At 63.6% G+C, this 13850-nt stretch carries 17 protein-coding genes; 7 read left to right on the forward strand and 10 right to left on the reverse strand.

Translation table 11 applies throughout. The features are described from left to right. Positions 1-19 precede the first annotated feature (19 nt). Positions 20-295 carry a DUF3572 domain-containing protein gene (locus BLV27_RS10595; RefSeq protein WP_092645720.1) on the reverse strand — a complete coding sequence of 92 codons (276 nt, stop codon included), beginning with the start codon at positions 293-295 and terminating at the stop codon, positions 20-22. Between the two features lie 102 nt (positions 296-397). Between BLV27_RS10595 and BLV27_RS10600 the strand changes: the two genes are divergently transcribed. Next, positions 398-1801 (forward strand): diguanylate cyclase, encoded by a 1404-nt coding sequence (locus BLV27_RS10600; RefSeq protein WP_092645722.1) that lies wholly within the window; start codon positions 398-400, stop codon positions 1799-1801. 2 nt (positions 1802-1803) lie between these two features. Here the strand turns inward: BLV27_RS10600 and BLV27_RS10605 are convergent, their stop codons facing one another. The 4 genes from BLV27_RS10605 to BLV27_RS10620 are packed head-to-tail and all read right to left on the reverse strand — an operon-like array spanning position 1804 to position 3766. Continuing rightward, positions 1804-2277, reverse strand: coding sequence for a periplasmic heavy metal sensor (locus BLV27_RS10605; protein WP_092645724.1), 474 nt, complete (start codon positions 2275-2277; stop codon positions 1804-1806). Next, positions 2274-2588, reverse strand: a complete 315-nt coding sequence (locus BLV27_RS10610; protein ID WP_139176599.1) for a hypothetical protein — start codon at positions 2586-2588, stop codon at positions 2274-2276. Before BLV27_RS10610 ends, BLV27_RS10605 begins: the two co-directional genes overlap by 4 nt. After that, positions 2575-3150 carry a sigma-70 family RNA polymerase sigma factor gene (locus tag BLV27_RS10615; RefSeq protein WP_244504621.1) on the reverse strand — a complete coding sequence of 192 codons (576 nt, stop codon included), beginning with the start codon at positions 3148-3150 and terminating at the stop codon, positions 2575-2577. Before BLV27_RS10615 ends, BLV27_RS10610 begins: the two co-directional genes overlap by 14 nt. Before the next feature lie 52 nt (positions 3151-3202). Beyond that, positions 3203-3766, reverse strand: a complete 564-nt coding sequence (locus BLV27_RS10620; RefSeq protein WP_170831424.1) for an EF-hand domain-containing protein — start codon at positions 3764-3766, stop codon at positions 3203-3205. Positions 3767-3944: 178 nt separating this feature from the next. On the opposite strand from BLV27_RS10620, the gene BLV27_RS10625 reads away from it, so the two are divergent. Next, complete coding sequence (locus BLV27_RS10625; RefSeq protein ID WP_092645732.1) at positions 3945-4385, forward strand: DUF983 domain-containing protein; 441 nt, start codon at positions 3945-3947, stop codon at positions 4383-4385. Further along, positions 4382-5023 carry an NUDIX domain-containing protein gene (locus BLV27_RS10630; RefSeq protein WP_092645734.1) on the forward strand — a complete coding sequence of 214 codons (642 nt, stop codon included), beginning with the start codon at positions 4382-4384 and terminating at the stop codon, positions 5021-5023. The genes BLV27_RS10625 and BLV27_RS10630 overlap by 4 nt, the downstream gene beginning before the upstream one ends. A 52-nt stretch (positions 5024-5075) precedes the next feature. Here BLV27_RS10630 and BLV27_RS10635 read toward each other — a convergent pair whose 3' ends face one another. Continuing rightward, positions 5076-5969 carry a DMT family transporter gene (locus BLV27_RS10635; protein WP_092645827.1) on the reverse strand — a complete coding sequence of 298 codons (894 nt, stop codon included), beginning with the start codon at positions 5967-5969 and terminating at the stop codon, positions 5076-5078. Between the two features lie 244 nt (positions 5970-6213). On the opposite strand from BLV27_RS10635, the gene BLV27_RS10640 reads away from it, so the two are divergent. From BLV27_RS10640 to BLV27_RS10650, 3 genes are all read left to right on the forward strand, one after another. After that, the gene (locus BLV27_RS10640) at positions 6214-6684 is read left to right on the forward strand and encodes a hypothetical protein (RefSeq protein ID WP_139176600.1); all 471 of its coding nucleotides are present in this window, start codon (positions 6214-6216) and stop codon (positions 6682-6684) included. 180 nt (positions 6685-6864) lie between these two features. Beyond that, a complete protein-coding gene (locus tag BLV27_RS10645) occupies positions 6865-9156 on the forward strand; it encodes an NADP-dependent malic enzyme (protein ID WP_092645738.1) in 2292 nt (763 codons plus the stop codon). Between the two features lie 118 nt (positions 9157-9274). Continuing rightward, positions 9275-9655 (forward strand): hypothetical protein, encoded by a 381-nt coding sequence (locus tag BLV27_RS10650; protein ID WP_092645740.1) that lies wholly within the window; start codon positions 9275-9277, stop codon positions 9653-9655. 135 nt (positions 9656-9790) lie between these two features. Here BLV27_RS10650 and BLV27_RS10655 read toward each other — a convergent pair whose 3' ends face one another. Together BLV27_RS10655 and BLV27_RS10660 are read right to left on the reverse strand one after the other, a co-directional pair. Beyond that, positions 9791-10351: a VOC family protein gene (locus BLV27_RS10655; RefSeq protein ID WP_092645742.1), complete on the reverse strand. Its 561-nt coding sequence runs from the start codon at positions 10349-10351 to the stop codon at positions 9791-9793. 210 nt (positions 10352-10561) lie between these two features. Continuing rightward, positions 10562-11785, reverse strand: coding sequence for an acyl-CoA dehydrogenase family protein (locus BLV27_RS10660; protein WP_092645744.1), 1224 nt, complete (start codon positions 11783-11785; stop codon positions 10562-10564). Positions 11786-11842: 57 nt separating this feature from the next. Here BLV27_RS10660 and BLV27_RS10665 point away from each other — a divergent pair, with 57 nt between their 5' ends. Beyond that, a complete protein-coding gene (locus BLV27_RS10665; protein WP_092645746.1) occupies positions 11843-12841 on the forward strand; it encodes a phosphotransferase family protein in 999 nt (332 codons plus the stop codon). A 63-nt stretch (positions 12842-12904) separates the two neighbouring features. Here the strand turns inward: BLV27_RS10665 and BLV27_RS10670 are convergent, their stop codons facing one another. Both BLV27_RS10670 and BLV27_RS10675 read right to left on the reverse strand, forming a co-directional pair. Beyond that, on the reverse strand, positions 12905-13387 hold the full coding sequence (locus BLV27_RS10670) for a fasciclin domain-containing protein (protein WP_092645748.1): 483 nt from the start codon (positions 13385-13387) through the stop codon (positions 12905-12907). Positions 13388-13607: 220 nt separating this feature from the next. Beyond that, complete coding sequence (locus tag BLV27_RS10675; RefSeq protein WP_092645750.1) at positions 13608-13823, reverse strand: hypothetical protein; 216 nt, start codon at positions 13821-13823, stop codon at positions 13608-13610. Positions 13824-13850 lie beyond the last annotated feature (27 nt).

The raw sequence follows: 13850 nt of genomic DNA on the forward strand, positions 1-13850 counted from the left end.
CGGGAGTCCTGTCTCCGCCTCAGGTCCAATGTGGCATTTGCCCGCCGGGCAGCGCCGCCCGGGCCAGCATCAACTGCTCGTATGGCATTGATTGTGTGTCGCAGACGCCTCGTACCCAGTCGTCGTCCATCATCACGAAATCCAGAACGCCGGCCAGGAAATCCGGATCGCCGGCGGCCCCTCGAATCGTGTCGCGATCCACGCCCGTCGCGCTTTGGAACGTATCGAGCAACTCCGCCTCGATCAGCCACTCCAGCGCGCCGAGCGCGATCACCTCTGCGTTGTCTTGCCTCATGTCGACTTTCTTTCCTGGCGAGTCCGATTGGAAATCTTTTGTTAACTTTAATGCTCTTTAAACACCTTTGACCAAGCTCTGAATCCTTGCGAGAATATTGAGATGACCGGCCGGATCCTTATTGTCGATGACGTAGCCACGAACCGTATCGTGATGAAGGTCAAACTTGCGGCCGCTTGCTACGACGTCGTACCCGCAGCAAGCGGGGCCGAAGCGCTGGAAATCGCCGCATCGGGCGGTATCGACATCATCATCATGGATATGATGATGCCGGGGCTCAGCGGGGCCGAAACCTGTCGGCGTCTGCGCGGCAATCCGGCCACAGCCACCATCCCCGTCATCCTCGTGACCGCCTCCGAAGACACGGAGGCCCGCATGGACGGTCTGTCGGCGGGGGCTGACGATTTCCTGTCAAAACCTGTTGATGAACTGGCCCTGCTGGCGCGTGTCCGATCTCTCCTGCGGTCGCGCGGGGAGGAGCGGGATTTCCAAGCCCGCGGTGGCGATGTGATCGAGTTGGCCTGTGCCTCCATGCCCGGCCTGGCCGAGGCGCGCGCAGGTTTTGCTGCCAAACCAATCGAACTAGCCCATGGGCGGATCGCCCTTATCGGTGGGTCGACAGCGACCTGGCTACCAGTGCAGCGGGATCGTTTGCGCCCCCTTTTTCGGGAAGCCGTGTCGATCATGAACCGCGACGCCGCGCTGGCCGTCACCGATGGAAGCGCGCCCGATCTGTTCCTGATCGACGCCGACCTTTCGGCCCACAACGAGGGTTTGCGCCTGATGTCGGAGTTGCGGTCGCGCTCGGCAACGCGCCACGCGGCGTTCATTGTCTTGCTGCCCAAGGGCGATAGCGAACGGGCCGCGACCGCCTTGGACCTCGGGGCGGCGGACGTCAGCTACCACCCATTCGCGGTGGATGAGATATCGATGCGGATCCGCACCCAACTGGCGCGGAAGCGCCGCGCCGACCGGATGCGCAGCACGCTGGAATCAGGCCTGAAAATGGCCATGTACGATTCGCTGACGGGTCTTCACAATCGGCATTACGGTCTGCACCAATTGGAGTTGGTCGCCACCCGCTGTCGCGCGCAGGGGATCAAGGCGGGGCTGATCCTGATGGACGTTGATCATTTCAAGAAGGTCAACGACACCTACGGCCATCCTGTTGGCGACGCCGTCCTGGCCCGCGTGGCCCAGACCCTTCAGGCCAGTCTACGAGCCGAGGACCTGGTCGCGCGTATCGGCGGGGAGGAGTTCATGGCGATCCTGCCCGATACCGACCTACGCAACGTTCAGGTCGTGGCCGAGCGCCTGCGCGCCGCCATCGAGGAGATGGGCGTGCCGTTACAGTGCGGTGGCATGCTGACGGTCACGCTGTCGCTGGGTGCTGGCATGTTGGACGAAAGGGACACTGCCGGGTGCGAGGCGCTGTCGCGTATCGACCGCGCGCTCTACTCCGCCAAGGACGGCGGTCGCAACTGCGTGCGCTTGGTCGGAGCCTGACCTCAGCGGCGTTCGCGCCGCGTCTCCATCACCCGTTCGGCAAGCACCGCACGCTCCGCTGGTGTCAGCCCGGCGATGATCTCAGACATCACCGCGATGCCACGCCCCGCCAGATCCGCCTGAAGGTCGCGCTGGGCGCGCATTGCGCCCTCGAAGGCCGCGGGGTCGAAGGGATCGGCCATCAGGGTTTCGGCAATCGCAACGCGTGCGGCCCCCATGCGCTCCCGTCCCCCGGCCAGTCGGCCACTCTCGCGCAGGGTACGGAAAAGGGCCCGGCGATCGGCGCGGTCCAACCCCTGGGCGAGCGCGGCGATCTCGGGCGGGCCACCACCATGACGACCCGGACTCGCCCGGTGCCGGTCGGGCCCGACAATGGCGATGGCTCCGATCACCGCTGCGACGATTGCCACGTTCAGCGCCAGCGACGCAATCAGCGCCCACTTGATCCAGGGCCGGGAGGTCCGGTCTTGGGTCATCCAGTTTCTCCTTCGATCCAGGTCGCTCCGAATACGTCATCCAGCAGCAGGGCATCAATCTCCGTCGTCGCGGCCCCCGGCACATAGATCAGCACCAGGTCCGCCTGCGTAATGCCGAGCCAAAGGCCCAGCACCGCGGCGGTTGGCAGGCCGACGAACCCGCCAAGCCAGCCAAGCAGGCGGCCAGGGCGCGGGGCCGGGGCTGCCTGTCGCGCGGCGTCGTCCAGAATTCGTGCCCGCAGCGCATCGCGAAGGGGCGCGGTGTCTTCGCGTGCCGTCTGAAGCAGCATTTCCAGATCATCGTTTTTCATCGCGCCCTCCATCAGTTTTGCGCATCACGTCCACAAGGCGTCGCTTGCCCCGCGCCGTCAGGCTTTCCACCGCTTCGACGCCGCAGTCCATCATGGCCGCGATATCAGGGTTCGAGTAGCCCTCGATATGTCTCAGCACCACGGCTTCACGCTGCCTATCTGGCAAGCTGGCCAGCGCCCGGTCCAGCGCCGATAGGTCTTCGTCGCGCATCATCCGCGTCTCCACCCCCGGTGACCCATCCTCCGGGTCCCAACCGTCGGGCATTCCCTGTGTGCGCGACGCCCGCCTGCGGGCGTCGATCGCAAGGTTCGCCGCGACCCGGCCCAGCCAGCTCGACATTTGCGCAGAGCCCTGCGCGTCCCAGTCGCCCGCCCGCTTCCAGAGGCGAAGAAACGCTTCCTGCACGATGTCTTCTGCCAACGCGCGGTCGCCCGCTGTCATCCGTCGCGCAAAGGCCATCAGACGCGGACCCAGCCGGTCGAGTAACGCCGCCGCTGCCGCGTTGTCGCCCCGGCCCGCGCGGGCCAGCAGATCGGCCTCGGTCTGGCAATCGTCGGTCATGCGCATCTTTCGCAGGTGCGACCGGGCGGCGCAAACCGCCCGGCATGGTTTCTCAATCGCGGCCGCGGCGCTGCCCCATGCTGTCCCATTCGGTCGCGTCCAGGGAACCATTGCCGTCTGCGTCCGCACGGTTGAAGGCCCATCCGCCGATTCCGCGTCCGGCTCCGCCGTGGTGACCACCGCGTTCGGCCCGTTCGTCGTGATCGCCCATGCGACCTCCATGATGTCCCCGGTCATCATCATCGTCGCCCCGGTGAAAACGTTCCCCTCGCCGTTCCATGCGGGCGTCCATTTCGTCGCGGCTGATCTGGCCATCGCCATCCGCGTCCATCCGCTCGATCATGCGGGCGCTGCGTGCTTCGAAATTGGCCTGGCTGGCCTGGGTCAACTCCGCGGCTGTAAGGAAACCGTCGCCGTCGGTATCGGCATCGTCGAACCGCGCGGCGCGCCGGGTTTCGCCAAGGGCGCGCATCTCGTCTTGGGTGATTTCGCCGTTTCCGTCCGCATCGACCTCCTCGAAGGCGGGGCGTGGCCCGCCGTACCCGTGGGCCTGCGCGATCGTGCCCAGCGATAGACCCGAGAGGAGTGCGAGGCTCAGGAAAGTGATCTTCTTCATGGTGGTCTCCGATTCTGCGACGCGGGCGTTCTTGCCCGGCGTTCCCTTCTCACACGCAGCGCCCCGACCGTTCCGTCGCGGCAATCGGAAAAAAAAGGGCGACATCCCGACGCAGCGACAGCGCGCGGTCTTTGCGCCGCGTGCGGCAGGGCGTAGGAGCAGAGCGAAAGGACACACCATGACAGACGTCGCCTCCCAGACCGAGACTTTTCCTGAAACCCAGACCGAGGGGGCAGAGCGCCCGATGGTGCCCGCGATGCTGCGGGGCTGGAGGCGTCGCTGCCCTAACTGCGGGTCCGGTCCGATGCTCAAGGGGTATCTGAAGGTGCGCGATGCCTGCCCAGTCTGCGATCAGGCGCTTCACCATCACCGCGCCGATGATGGACCGCCGTATCTGACGCTGCTGATCGTGGGGCACATCATCGGACCCGCGATGCTTTGGTTCTTCGTCGCTTATGAACCCGACCCGTACACCTTCATGGCGATCTTCATGGTGGCCGCGACGGCCCTTTCCCTGTGGTTCCTGCCACGGCTCAAGGGCATGCTGGTGGCGATCCAATGGGCGGCCCGGATGGGCGGCTTTGGTCAGGATGAGCCACCGTCGGACATCAGCAAGTGACCGACCGTCCGATCCGGGATGCCGCGACGATCATCCTGTTGCGCGACACGAACAGCGGGCCAAGCGTTCTGATGGGGCAGCGTGGGGCCGGGGCGGCCTTCATGCCCAACAAGTACGTCTTTCCGGGTGGCGCGGTCGATGCGGGCGACGCCGATGTGCCGCTGGCCGCCCCACTGTCCAACACAACGCGCGCCGCCCTTGCCGCCAATTCCACGACAAAGCCCGAGACTCTGGCAGCCGCTGCCCTGCGCGAACTGGCCGAAGAAACGGGTCAGATCATCGCCGCGTCGGGTACCGGTTGCCCTTGGCCCGGTTTCGAGGGTCTTTGCCCGGATCCATCGCAACTGCGCTTCATTTTTCGCGCGATCACGCCCCCGGGACGTCCGCGGCGGTTTGATGCGCGGTTCTTCCTGGCCCCGGCCACAGCCCTGCTGACCGATCCGGATGATTTCTCGCGGGCCGAAGATGAGCTTGGGCACTTGCATTGGGTCCCCTTGGCCGAGGCGCGGGCTTTGGACATGCCTTTCATCACCGAAGTCGTGCTGGCCGAAACGGCGGCTGTCGCGGCGGGCACCGACGCACCGGGCACGCCGTTCTTCGACAACTCCGGCGAGACCTCGGTTTTCCACCGGCTTTGAGACTGGCCGTTTCGCATCAAGAGCATGCACATTTCGCCAGAGGTACTTTGCGTTACGCTTGCAGCAGAATCAGCCCGACGACGCTGCAACTGACAAGTGCCATCGCCCAGAGTTCACGGCGCGAGAATCGTTCGCCCAGAACCAGCCAGGAAATCATCAACGACAGGATGAGTTCCACCTGTCCCACCGCGTTCACATAGGCCGCCGTCTGAAGCGTGTAGGCCGTGAACCAGCAGATCGACCCCGCCATCGACGTCAGCCCGACCAGCATCGTTGCGCGCCAACGGGTAAAGACGGCAACAAGCCCCGTGCGGTCCCGCCAGAGCAACCACGCGCCCAACATCAGCGCCTGCGCCAGCGTCACCAGCATCAGCGTGACCGCCGCGCGCAGGATCGGCTGCTCGCTTTCCACCACAAGCGATGCGCCGCGATAGCCCACCGCCGAGACCGAGAAGAACGCCCCGGACGCCAGACCCAGCAGCGATCCGCGGTTCAGCACCTGCCAGCCGCCGTCCACCGGGACCGACAGGACCACGACGCCCAGAAACCCTATGGCCATCGCCAGTAGGTCCAGCACCGTGACTGTCTCACCCAGCACGATGAAACCTGTGGCCACGGTCATCAGGACGGTTACCTTGGAAAAGGCGATACCTACAGCGAAATTGCGATAGGCGAACAAGGCCACGACGCACATCGTCGCCAGGATCTGGCTGATTCCCCCGGCAAGAGCGTAGGGCCAGAAGCCAACACCCACGTGGGGCAGGGCGGTGTCAGTCCCCAACGTCCAGATTGCCAACCCCGCGGCGATTACCACGGGGGCATAGACGAACCGGGCAAACGTTGACGCAGCAGGCGTCAGACCTGAAACCGCCAGACGCTTCTGCAAAAGGAATCGCAGGGCCTGCACCGAGGCGGCGAAAAGTGTGGCAACAATCCAGAGAGACATTGTGGCATGTGGCACAGCGTTTGGCACGGGCACCAGAGTAAAACGGACCACATTTCGCAACATCCACGCCCTTGCTGCGGAATTGTCTCGACTTGCGCGACCAAGTCGGGCCATCTTGCCACAATGTGGACCCAAATCCGCTCTAACTAGGTCTTATTCTTGCTGGAGTTTCGCCCTAATGACGCTTGCCGACCTACCGGCTTCCATCCTCGCCCGCCTGCGTTTCAGCGCTCGCAATTCAGAAATGGACCACGACTCACCGCCACGCAAGTTCGCAGCCGTGTCGCGGGTTGAGACGGTGTGCATGGTGTTCGGGTTGGGCGGTATGTTGCTGGCATTGGGTGTGACTGTCGCGCAGGCGACGCTGCCTCCGGTACTGGAAACCGAGGGGGCGCTGCGTCGCGCCGTTGTTCAGTCCGGGTTCGACGCCTCGATTTGTCCCGACGGCTGGGCCGCCGACCATGCGGCCATGCTGCCGTTGACCGAGGCGGAGGTCACAGCTTGGTATCTTACGGAAGCAACACGCCTTTCCGACGCTGAGGTGATCGCTTCGGTCGGGATCTACGTCACACAGATCAAGGATTTTCGGCAGATCGAGGGACCGGCACTTACGCGCAACCAGATCCTGCTCTGCATCGCCGAAAGCCGCCGTCTGGTCACGCCGCTGCACGACCGCATCCCCCCGGAATTGCGCGCCGTCGTCAGCGCGATCTGACACGCCTTAGCGGACCGAGCGAAACCTTTGGCGGTCGTCCGTCTGCGCGATCAACCGTTGCCTTTACGGCGCTTTCCATAAAGGCAAGTTTCAGGTGGCTTCGGGAGGGCGCAAATCTCTCTGGCCGTCGAAGATAGTTTAAGGCTAAACAAACTGGCAGCCCCCGCCAGAGGATCCGCAATGACCGACCAGAACGCCGACGACCCGCAGGCCGCCCAACGCGCCGCCGCGCTGCATTATCACCAGTACCCGAAACCCGGAAAGCTTGAGATCCGCGCGACCAAGCCCTTGGCCAACGGCCGGGATCTGGCCCGCGCATATTCGCCCGGTGTTGCCGATGCCTCTACCGCGATCTACGAAAACCCTGAAACGGCGCGCGATTATACCGCGCGCGGCAACCTGGTCGCCGTTGTGACGAACGGCACGGCGGTTCTGGGGCTGGGCAACATTGGCGCGCTGGCCTCAAAACCGGTGATGGAAGGCAAGGCTGTCCTGTTCAAGAAGTTCGCCCAGATCGATTGTTTCGATATCGAGCTCAATGAATCCGACCCTGAAAAGCTGGCGGACATCGTCTGCGCGCTCGAACCCACGTTCGGGGCCATCAACCTGGAAGACATCAAGGCCCCCGATTGTTTCATCGTTGAGAAACTTTGCCGCGAGCGGATGAACATCCCCGTTTTCCATGACGATCAGCACGGCACGGCCATCGTCGTCGGGGCCGCGGCCCTGAACGCGATCAAGCTCACGAACCGCAAGTGGGAAGACATCAAGGTCGTCTCCACGGGCGGCGGGGCGGCTGGGATTGCCTGTCTGAACATGCTGCTGACGCTGGGCGTAAAGCGTGAGAACGTTTTCCTGTGCGATCTTGCCGGCCTGGTGCACGAAGGCCGGACCGAGGACATGACCGAGCAGAAGGCCGCCTTCGCGCAACCGGGCGGGCCGCGTGGGCTTAACGATGTGATCGACGATGCGGACCTGTTCCTGGGCCTGTCCGGTCCGGGCGTCCTCAAGCCCGAGATGGTGGCACGGATGGCCGCGAAGCCGATTATTTTCGCGCTGGCCAACCCGAACCCGGAAATCGCTTACGACATGGCCAAGAAAACGGCCCCTGACGCGATCATCGCGACCGGGCGCAGCGACCATCCGAACCAGGTCAACAACGTGCTGTGCTTTCCGTTTATCTTCCGTGGTGCGCTCGACGTCGGCGCGACGGAGATCAACGAGGCCATGAAGGTCGGCTGCGTCGAAGGCATCGCCGCGCTGGCCCGCGCCACCACCAGCGCGGAGGCCGCGGCCGCCTATGCCGGAGAGCAGTTGACCTTCGGCCCTGACTACCTGATTCCCAAGCCCTTCGACCCGCGACTGATGGGCGTCGTTGCAAGCGCCGTGGCCAAGGCCGCGATGGAATCCGGCGTCGCTATGCGGCCGATCGACGACATGAAGCTGTACAAGGCCAATCTCGACGCCTCTGTCTTCAAGTCGTCGATGATCATGCGCCCGGTCTTCGCCGCCGCGGCCCAGGCACAGCGGCGCATCGTATTCGCCGAGGGCGAGGATGAACGCGTGCTGCGCGCCGCGCAGGCGATGACCGAGGAAACCACCGACATTCCGATCCTTATCGGGCGCCCTGATGTCATCTCGACCCGGATTGAGCGTGCGGGCCTGACCCTGCGCACCGGTCGCGACCTCGAGATCGTGAACCCTGAAAGCGACCCGCGGTATCGCGACTATTGGGAAACCTATCACGAATTGATGGCGCGCAAGGGGGTCGCACCCGACCTGGCCCGCGCAGTCATGCGTACCAATACGACCGCGATCGGCGCGGTCATGGTGCAGCGTGGAGAGGCCGATTCCCTGATCTGCGGCACCTTCGGTCAGTTCCTGTGGCATCTGCGCTATGTCACCGACGTGCTTGGGCAGGGAGAGTTGCACCCCGTGGGTGCCATGTCTCTGATGATCCTGGAGGATGGCCCGCTCTTTATCGCGGACACTCACGTCCACGCGCAGCCCACGCCCGAGCAGATTGCCGAAACCGTCATCGCCGCCGCACGCCACGTCCGGCGGTTCGGTGTCGAGCCGCGGATTGCGCTTTGCTCCTCGTCGCAGTTCGGCAACCTCGATTCCACTTCTGGTCAGACCATGCGCGGGGCGATCACGGCGCTCGATGCGATGATGCTGGATTTCCAGTACGAGGGTGAAATGAACGTCGACGCGGCGCTGGATCCAGATTTGCGCGCGCGCTTTTTGGCTGACGGACGGCTGGACGGCGCGGCCAACGTCCTCGTCTTCGCGTCCACCGATGCCGCCGGGGCGACGCGCAACATCCTCAAGATGCGCGGTGGCGGACTTGAGGTCGGCCCGATCCTTATGGGCATGGGCAACAAGGCCCATATTGTCACGCCCTCAATTACGGCGCGCGGGTTGCTGAACATCAGCGCCCTGGCCGGAACGCCGGTTACGCATTACGGGTAATTGCGAAACCGATCGCCGCCATCGGTACGGTACAAGTACGGTCACTTTTCAACACGGCTGCGCGAGACATGGCGTTGCGGGCTGTCCAGGGCATGTCTTGAAATGCTCTGATGGATGAATGGGAAACCTTTTCCATAGCCTGTCAGACCAGACCTACCGATTGGCGCTGGGCCAGCGGATTGAAGTCGCGATAGGTCAGGCGTTTAACGTGCTGCGGTGGGCCATAGTGGTGGGTTTCGCTCGGTTCCTGACAATGCAGGCCGGATCGATCTGGTTCAATGCAATCTACTGGGCCACCAGTGCGATGCTGTTCGGCTACCTTGCGTCGCTGTTTCTTTTGCGCCCGGAGGTGCCGCTGTTTCGCAGCGTTGATCGGCTCTGGAAACGGCGTCTTCAAACGGTGGCCAACCTCGTGCTGTGCATGGTCGCTTTCATGTTGGTGTTCCAAGGGATAAATGCCCTTGTCGATGGTATCGCGGTCTATCGCTTCTCGCGTTGACCGGCTTTCATGTTTGGCCAGGCCGTCTGAAACACAGCCCGTGGGGGCGAACAGGCGACACCGGTCGCGGGGCGCATGGATGCCGCGTTACCGTTCGATGCACGGGGCCGTGCCGCCCGTTCGAATGGCCGCGGGTCAACTGTCGGACAGGGTCCGATGCCGCCGCCGCGACAGCACCTCGATCGCCTCGGCCAGATGTTTGTCCCTGATGCTGGCATCCCCGGCCTTGGTGCGGATCTGGTGCGCCTCAAACAGGACATCGGTATGGGTCGCTCCCAGCGGCGGCTCGAACCGGTAGGACGCAAGCTCGATCAGCAGGCCCAGCGGGTCCTTGAAATAGATGGAGTTCATGAAGCCCCTGTCCTTTTCACCGGAGTGCTCGATCCCCTTGGCGTCCAGGCGGTCGGCCAATTGGCTATACATCGATTGGCTGACCGCGAAGGCGATGTGATGCACGCAGCCCGCGTTGGTCGGCGTGCGCGCAGGATCCACGGCGCGCGACTCGTTGGTGAAGATCGTGATCAGCCGTCCGTCGCCGGGATCGAAATACAGGTGCCCCTCGTCCGGGTTGTCGAGGTTCGGCTGCTCGAATACGAACGGCATGCCCAGGACCCCCTCCCAGAAGTCGATCGAGGTCTGACGGTCGGCCCCCATGATCGTAATGTGATGAACGCCCTGCGATTGAAGCTTCGTCATCGAATTTGTCCTCCCTGCGTGGTTGTCCGGACCGGGGCCGGATGTCGTTCCGGCTGATTTTTTGGATCAGCATGCGAAGGTACGTCTCCGTGCCGCCGGCATCGCGATTGAACATGACATGTTCCGGTCAGCAGGGAAACGCGCGTAAATGCACAGACACTCCGGGGGGACGGAACGTCCGACGCGGATCACCCGTTCTTCACCCCAAGCTCAGCGCAGGCCGCGGTTCCGCAATTCCGCCCGCGATACCGTGCGCAGATGCACGGCATCCGGCCCGTCAACCAGGCGCAAGGTCCTAAGATGCGCATAAATGCGAGCCAGATCAGTATCCTGGCTGACGCCCGCACCACCGTGCAACTGGATCGCGTCATCGCATATCTGCAAGGCCACGCGCGGGGCCATGATCTTGACTTGGGAGATCAACGGAGCTGCTGCCTTCATGTCACCCTGATCCATGACCCAAGCGGCCTTCAGACACATCAGCCGGGCTGCCTCGATGCCGATGCGGGCCTCCGCGATGCGGTCGGGGTTTCCGCCCAGACTGTTGATATCACTTCCGAAGGCTTGCCGCGCGGCCCCGCGTTCCACCATCAGAGTCAGGCATTTCTCGGCCAGTCCCACAGCACGCATGCAGTGGTGGATACGCCCCGGCCCAAGGCGGCCCTGTGCGATCTCGAATCCGCGTCCTTCGCCCAGCAGCATCGCGTCCAGTGGTACACGGACGTCGGTGTATCGGATGTGCATGTGTCCATGCGGGGCCTCGTCGTCGCCGAAGACCTGCATTCCGCGCAGGGTCTCAACCCCCGGTGTGTCGGTCGGCACCACGACCATGGAATGTTGGGCGTGGCGTGGCCCATCGTCGGCGGTTCGGCACATGACTATATGGACCTTGCACCTTGGATCCCCCGCCCCGGTCGACCACCACTTTTCGCCGTTCAGAACCCATTGGTTCCCGTCCCGGCGGCAGTGCAGGCTGATGTTCGTGGCATCCGACGAAGCGACGTCCGGTTCGGTCATGAGATAGGCGGATCGGATTTCCCCGGCCATTAACGGCTCCAGCCATCGCGCCTTCATGTCCTCGGTGCCATAGCGGGCGAAGACTTCCATGTTGCCGGTGTCGGGCGCGTTGCAGTTGAAAACCTCGGGGGCCAGCCATGACTGACCCATCTCCTCGGCGATCCACGCGTAGTCGACGGTCGTTATCCCCGGCCCGCTGGGCAGATGCGTCTTCCAAAGGTTCCACAGTCCCCGGTCGCGGGCCAAATTTTTCAGGCTGTCCAGGATTTCTGTCTGACGGGGTGTGTGCTCCCAACGATTTCCGGTACCTCCGGTTTCGGCGTGAAATTCGGCGTCCAGTGGCGCAATATGCTCGCGCACCATCCCTGCCACCGCATCGCGCAAGGCGCGGCCCCGTTCTGTCAGTCCAAGATCCATGGCATCCTCCTGCCGACCACTCTTGTCAGCGCGGCGGCGACGCGCAACCCTGCGCGAATGGATGGATTGCCCCCCGAGCTTGCCGATTGGTTGACCGCGCACTTGCCGGGTGCTCCCAAGATCACCGGCGCGCACCGTTTCGGCACGGGGCAGTCGAACCCGACATGGGCGCTGGAGACTGATCAGGGGGCGTTGGTCCTGCGCGCGAAACCGCCCGGCAAGCTGCTGCCGAAGGCGCACATGGTGGACCGGGAGTTCCGGGTCATGGCGGCGCTGGCCGAAACCGGTGTGCCGGTACCGCGGATGATACTGCTAGCCGACGAAGACACCCCTTTGGGACGTGATTTTTATGTCATGGAGCATCTTGCAGGCCGTGTATTCTGGGACCCGGCGTTGCCCGACATCGCGGATCGTGCCGCTATCTACGACGCAATGAACGACGTGTTGGCGACCCTTGCGGCAGTCGATCCGATGGCCATCGGGCTGGAGACTTTCGGACGGCCCGAGGGGTATTTTGAGCGGCAGACCGCGCTCTGGACCCGGCAATACCTGGCCAGCGTCGCCACGCCCGACCCTGGGATGGTCGAGATCGGGGCCTGGCTCGCGGCGCAGGACGTCGCGCCCGCGCCCCCCGCCTTGGTGCATGGGGATTTTCGATTGGATAATATGATGTTCCATCCGACCGAGCCGCGGGTGATCGGGCTACTGGACTGGGAGTTGTCGACGTTGGGCCACCCCTTGGCCGACGTGGCGTATCAATGCATGCAGTGGCATCTGCCGCATGACGGGCCGCTGCGGGGCTTGGGCGGAATCGACCGTGCGGCGGCATGCCTTCCGTCGGAGGAGGACTACGTCGCGCGTTGGTCCGCGGGCTGTGGCGTTGCGGTTACGGATTGGTCGGCATGGATGGTGCTTTCGGCCTATCGCCTCGGGGCAATTCTGGCCGGTGTCGGTGCGCGGGCGGCGGCGGGAAATGCGTCGAACCCGAAACAGGGGCGGGCCTATGGCGCGCTGGTGCCGGAACTGATCGCGCTCGGACTGCAGCTGCGGGAGTGAACGGCCCTTCCACACAAAAAAGGGGGCCTTCTGGCCCCCTTTTCGTTGGTCTGCTGGTCGCGATCAGCTCGCGGGCAGCAGAACCGCGTCGATGACATGAATGACACCGTTTGACGCTTCGATGTCGGCCGTTACGACGTTCGCGCCATTGACCGTGACGCCACCTTCGGTCCCGATCGTCAGCGTACCTTCGTTCACAGCGGTCGCTTCCATGCCGTCGGACAGATCGCCCGACATGACGGCACCGGCGACGACGTGATAAGTCAGGATGTCGACCAGCTGATCTTTATTCTCGGGCATCAGCAGGGTTTCAACCGTGCCTTCGGGCAGCGCGGCAAAGGCCTCGTCGGTGGGTGCGAACACGGTGAGCGGGCCTTCGCCCTTCAGCGTTTCGACCAAACCGGCGGCTTCGGCGGCGGCCAACAGGGTCGTAAAGCTGCCAGCATCGGCAGCGGTATCAACGATGTCCTTGCTGTGACCATCGGCGAAAGCGGTGCCGGCCAGAGCGGTGGTGGTCGCAAGGGCGATGAAGGTTCTGCGGAACATGAAGTCTCTCCTCAAGAATTTACCCGGCTTAGTTAGCCGGTGCATTTTAATTAGGCGGAAGAGACTGGACCGAAAGTGACAATTGGGCGCGCTTCATACGGACTTTTGGCTCTTGACGAACTTCATGGTCGGCTTAAGCGCGGGAGTTTTTTTGTATCCACTCAAATCAATGTGTTAGGCGATTATTTGCCGATCATCGACCGGGTGTGTCGAATAGCGTTCAACCCAGTAGAACGCCAATGACAACGCACATCAGGCCCAAGGCGGAAACCGCCAAAGCACCTAGGTTCAGCGCGACGAGTTTGCGCAAGCGGGTCTCCATCTCGACACCCTCAAGGCCCGAGGCGCGCGCACGGGCGGCCACGATTATGCAGATTATCAGGCCGGTCAGGCCCACGGCGGTCAGTGCCGCACCGACCCAGATCAAAGCTGCCATGTCGCGTCCCTCCGGATTGCATCGCGT

The organism is Jannaschia faecimaris (assembly GCF_900107415.1).
GTDB lineage: Bacteria > Pseudomonadota > Alphaproteobacteria > Rhodobacterales > Rhodobacteraceae > Jannaschia > Jannaschia faecimaris.

What these genes read in the sequence shown, in the direction of transcription:
- BLV27_RS10675 (WP_092645750.1), bottom strand. Translation starts at nt 13,823, where the DNA reads ATGGCAGCTTTGATCTGGGTCGGTGCGGCACTGACCGCCGTGGGCCTG.
- BLV27_RS10625 (WP_092645732.1), top strand. Translation starts at nt 3,945, where the DNA reads ATGACAGACGTCGCCTCCCAGACCGAGACTTTTCCTGAAACCCAGACC.
- BLV27_RS10595 (WP_092645720.1), bottom strand. Translation starts at nt 295, where the DNA reads ATGAGGCAAGACAACGCAGAGGTGATCGCGCTCGGCGCGCTGGAGTGG.
- BLV27_RS10635 (WP_092645827.1), bottom strand. Translation starts at nt 5,969, where the DNA reads ATGTCTCTCTGGATTGTTGCCACACTTTTCGCCGCCTCGGTGCAGGCC.
- BLV27_RS10640 (WP_139176600.1), top strand. Translation starts at nt 6,214, where the DNA reads ATGGACCACGACTCACCGCCACGCAAGTTCGCAGCCGTGTCGCGGGTT.
- BLV27_RS10650 (WP_092645740.1), top strand. Translation starts at nt 9,275, where the DNA reads ATGGGAAACCTTTTCCATAGCCTGTCAGACCAGACCTACCGATTGGCG.
- BLV27_RS10610 (WP_139176599.1), bottom strand. Translation starts at nt 2,588, where the DNA reads ATGAAAAACGATGATCTGGAAATGCTGCTTCAGACGGCACGCGAAGAC.
- BLV27_RS10655 (WP_092645742.1), bottom strand. Translation starts at nt 10,351, where the DNA reads ATGACGAAGCTTCAATCGCAGGGCGTTCATCACATTACGATCATGGGG.
- BLV27_RS10670 (WP_092645748.1), bottom strand. Translation starts at nt 13,387, where the DNA reads ATGTTCCGCAGAACCTTCATCGCCCTTGCGACCACCACCGCTCTGGCC.
- BLV27_RS10665 (WP_092645746.1), top strand. Translation starts at nt 11,843, where the DNA reads ATGGATGGATTGCCCCCCGAGCTTGCCGATTGGTTGACCGCGCACTTG.
- BLV27_RS10600 (WP_092645722.1), top strand. Translation starts at nt 398, where the DNA reads ATGACCGGCCGGATCCTTATTGTCGATGACGTAGCCACGAACCGTATC.
- BLV27_RS10615 (WP_244504621.1), bottom strand. Translation starts at nt 3,150, where the DNA reads ATGACCGACGATTGCCAGACCGAGGCCGATCTGCTGGCCCGCGCGGGC.
- BLV27_RS10645 (WP_092645738.1), top strand. Translation starts at nt 6,865, where the DNA reads ATGACCGACCAGAACGCCGACGACCCGCAGGCCGCCCAACGCGCCGCC.
- BLV27_RS10660 (WP_092645744.1), bottom strand. Translation starts at nt 11,785, where the DNA reads ATGGATCTTGGACTGACAGAACGGGGCCGCGCCTTGCGCGATGCGGTG.
- BLV27_RS10605 (WP_092645724.1), bottom strand. Translation starts at nt 2,277, where the DNA reads ATGACCCAAGACCGGACCTCCCGGCCCTGGATCAAGTGGGCGCTGATT.
- BLV27_RS10620 (WP_170831424.1), bottom strand. Translation starts at nt 3,766, where the DNA reads ATGAAGAAGATCACTTTCCTGAGCCTCGCACTCCTCTCGGGTCTATCG.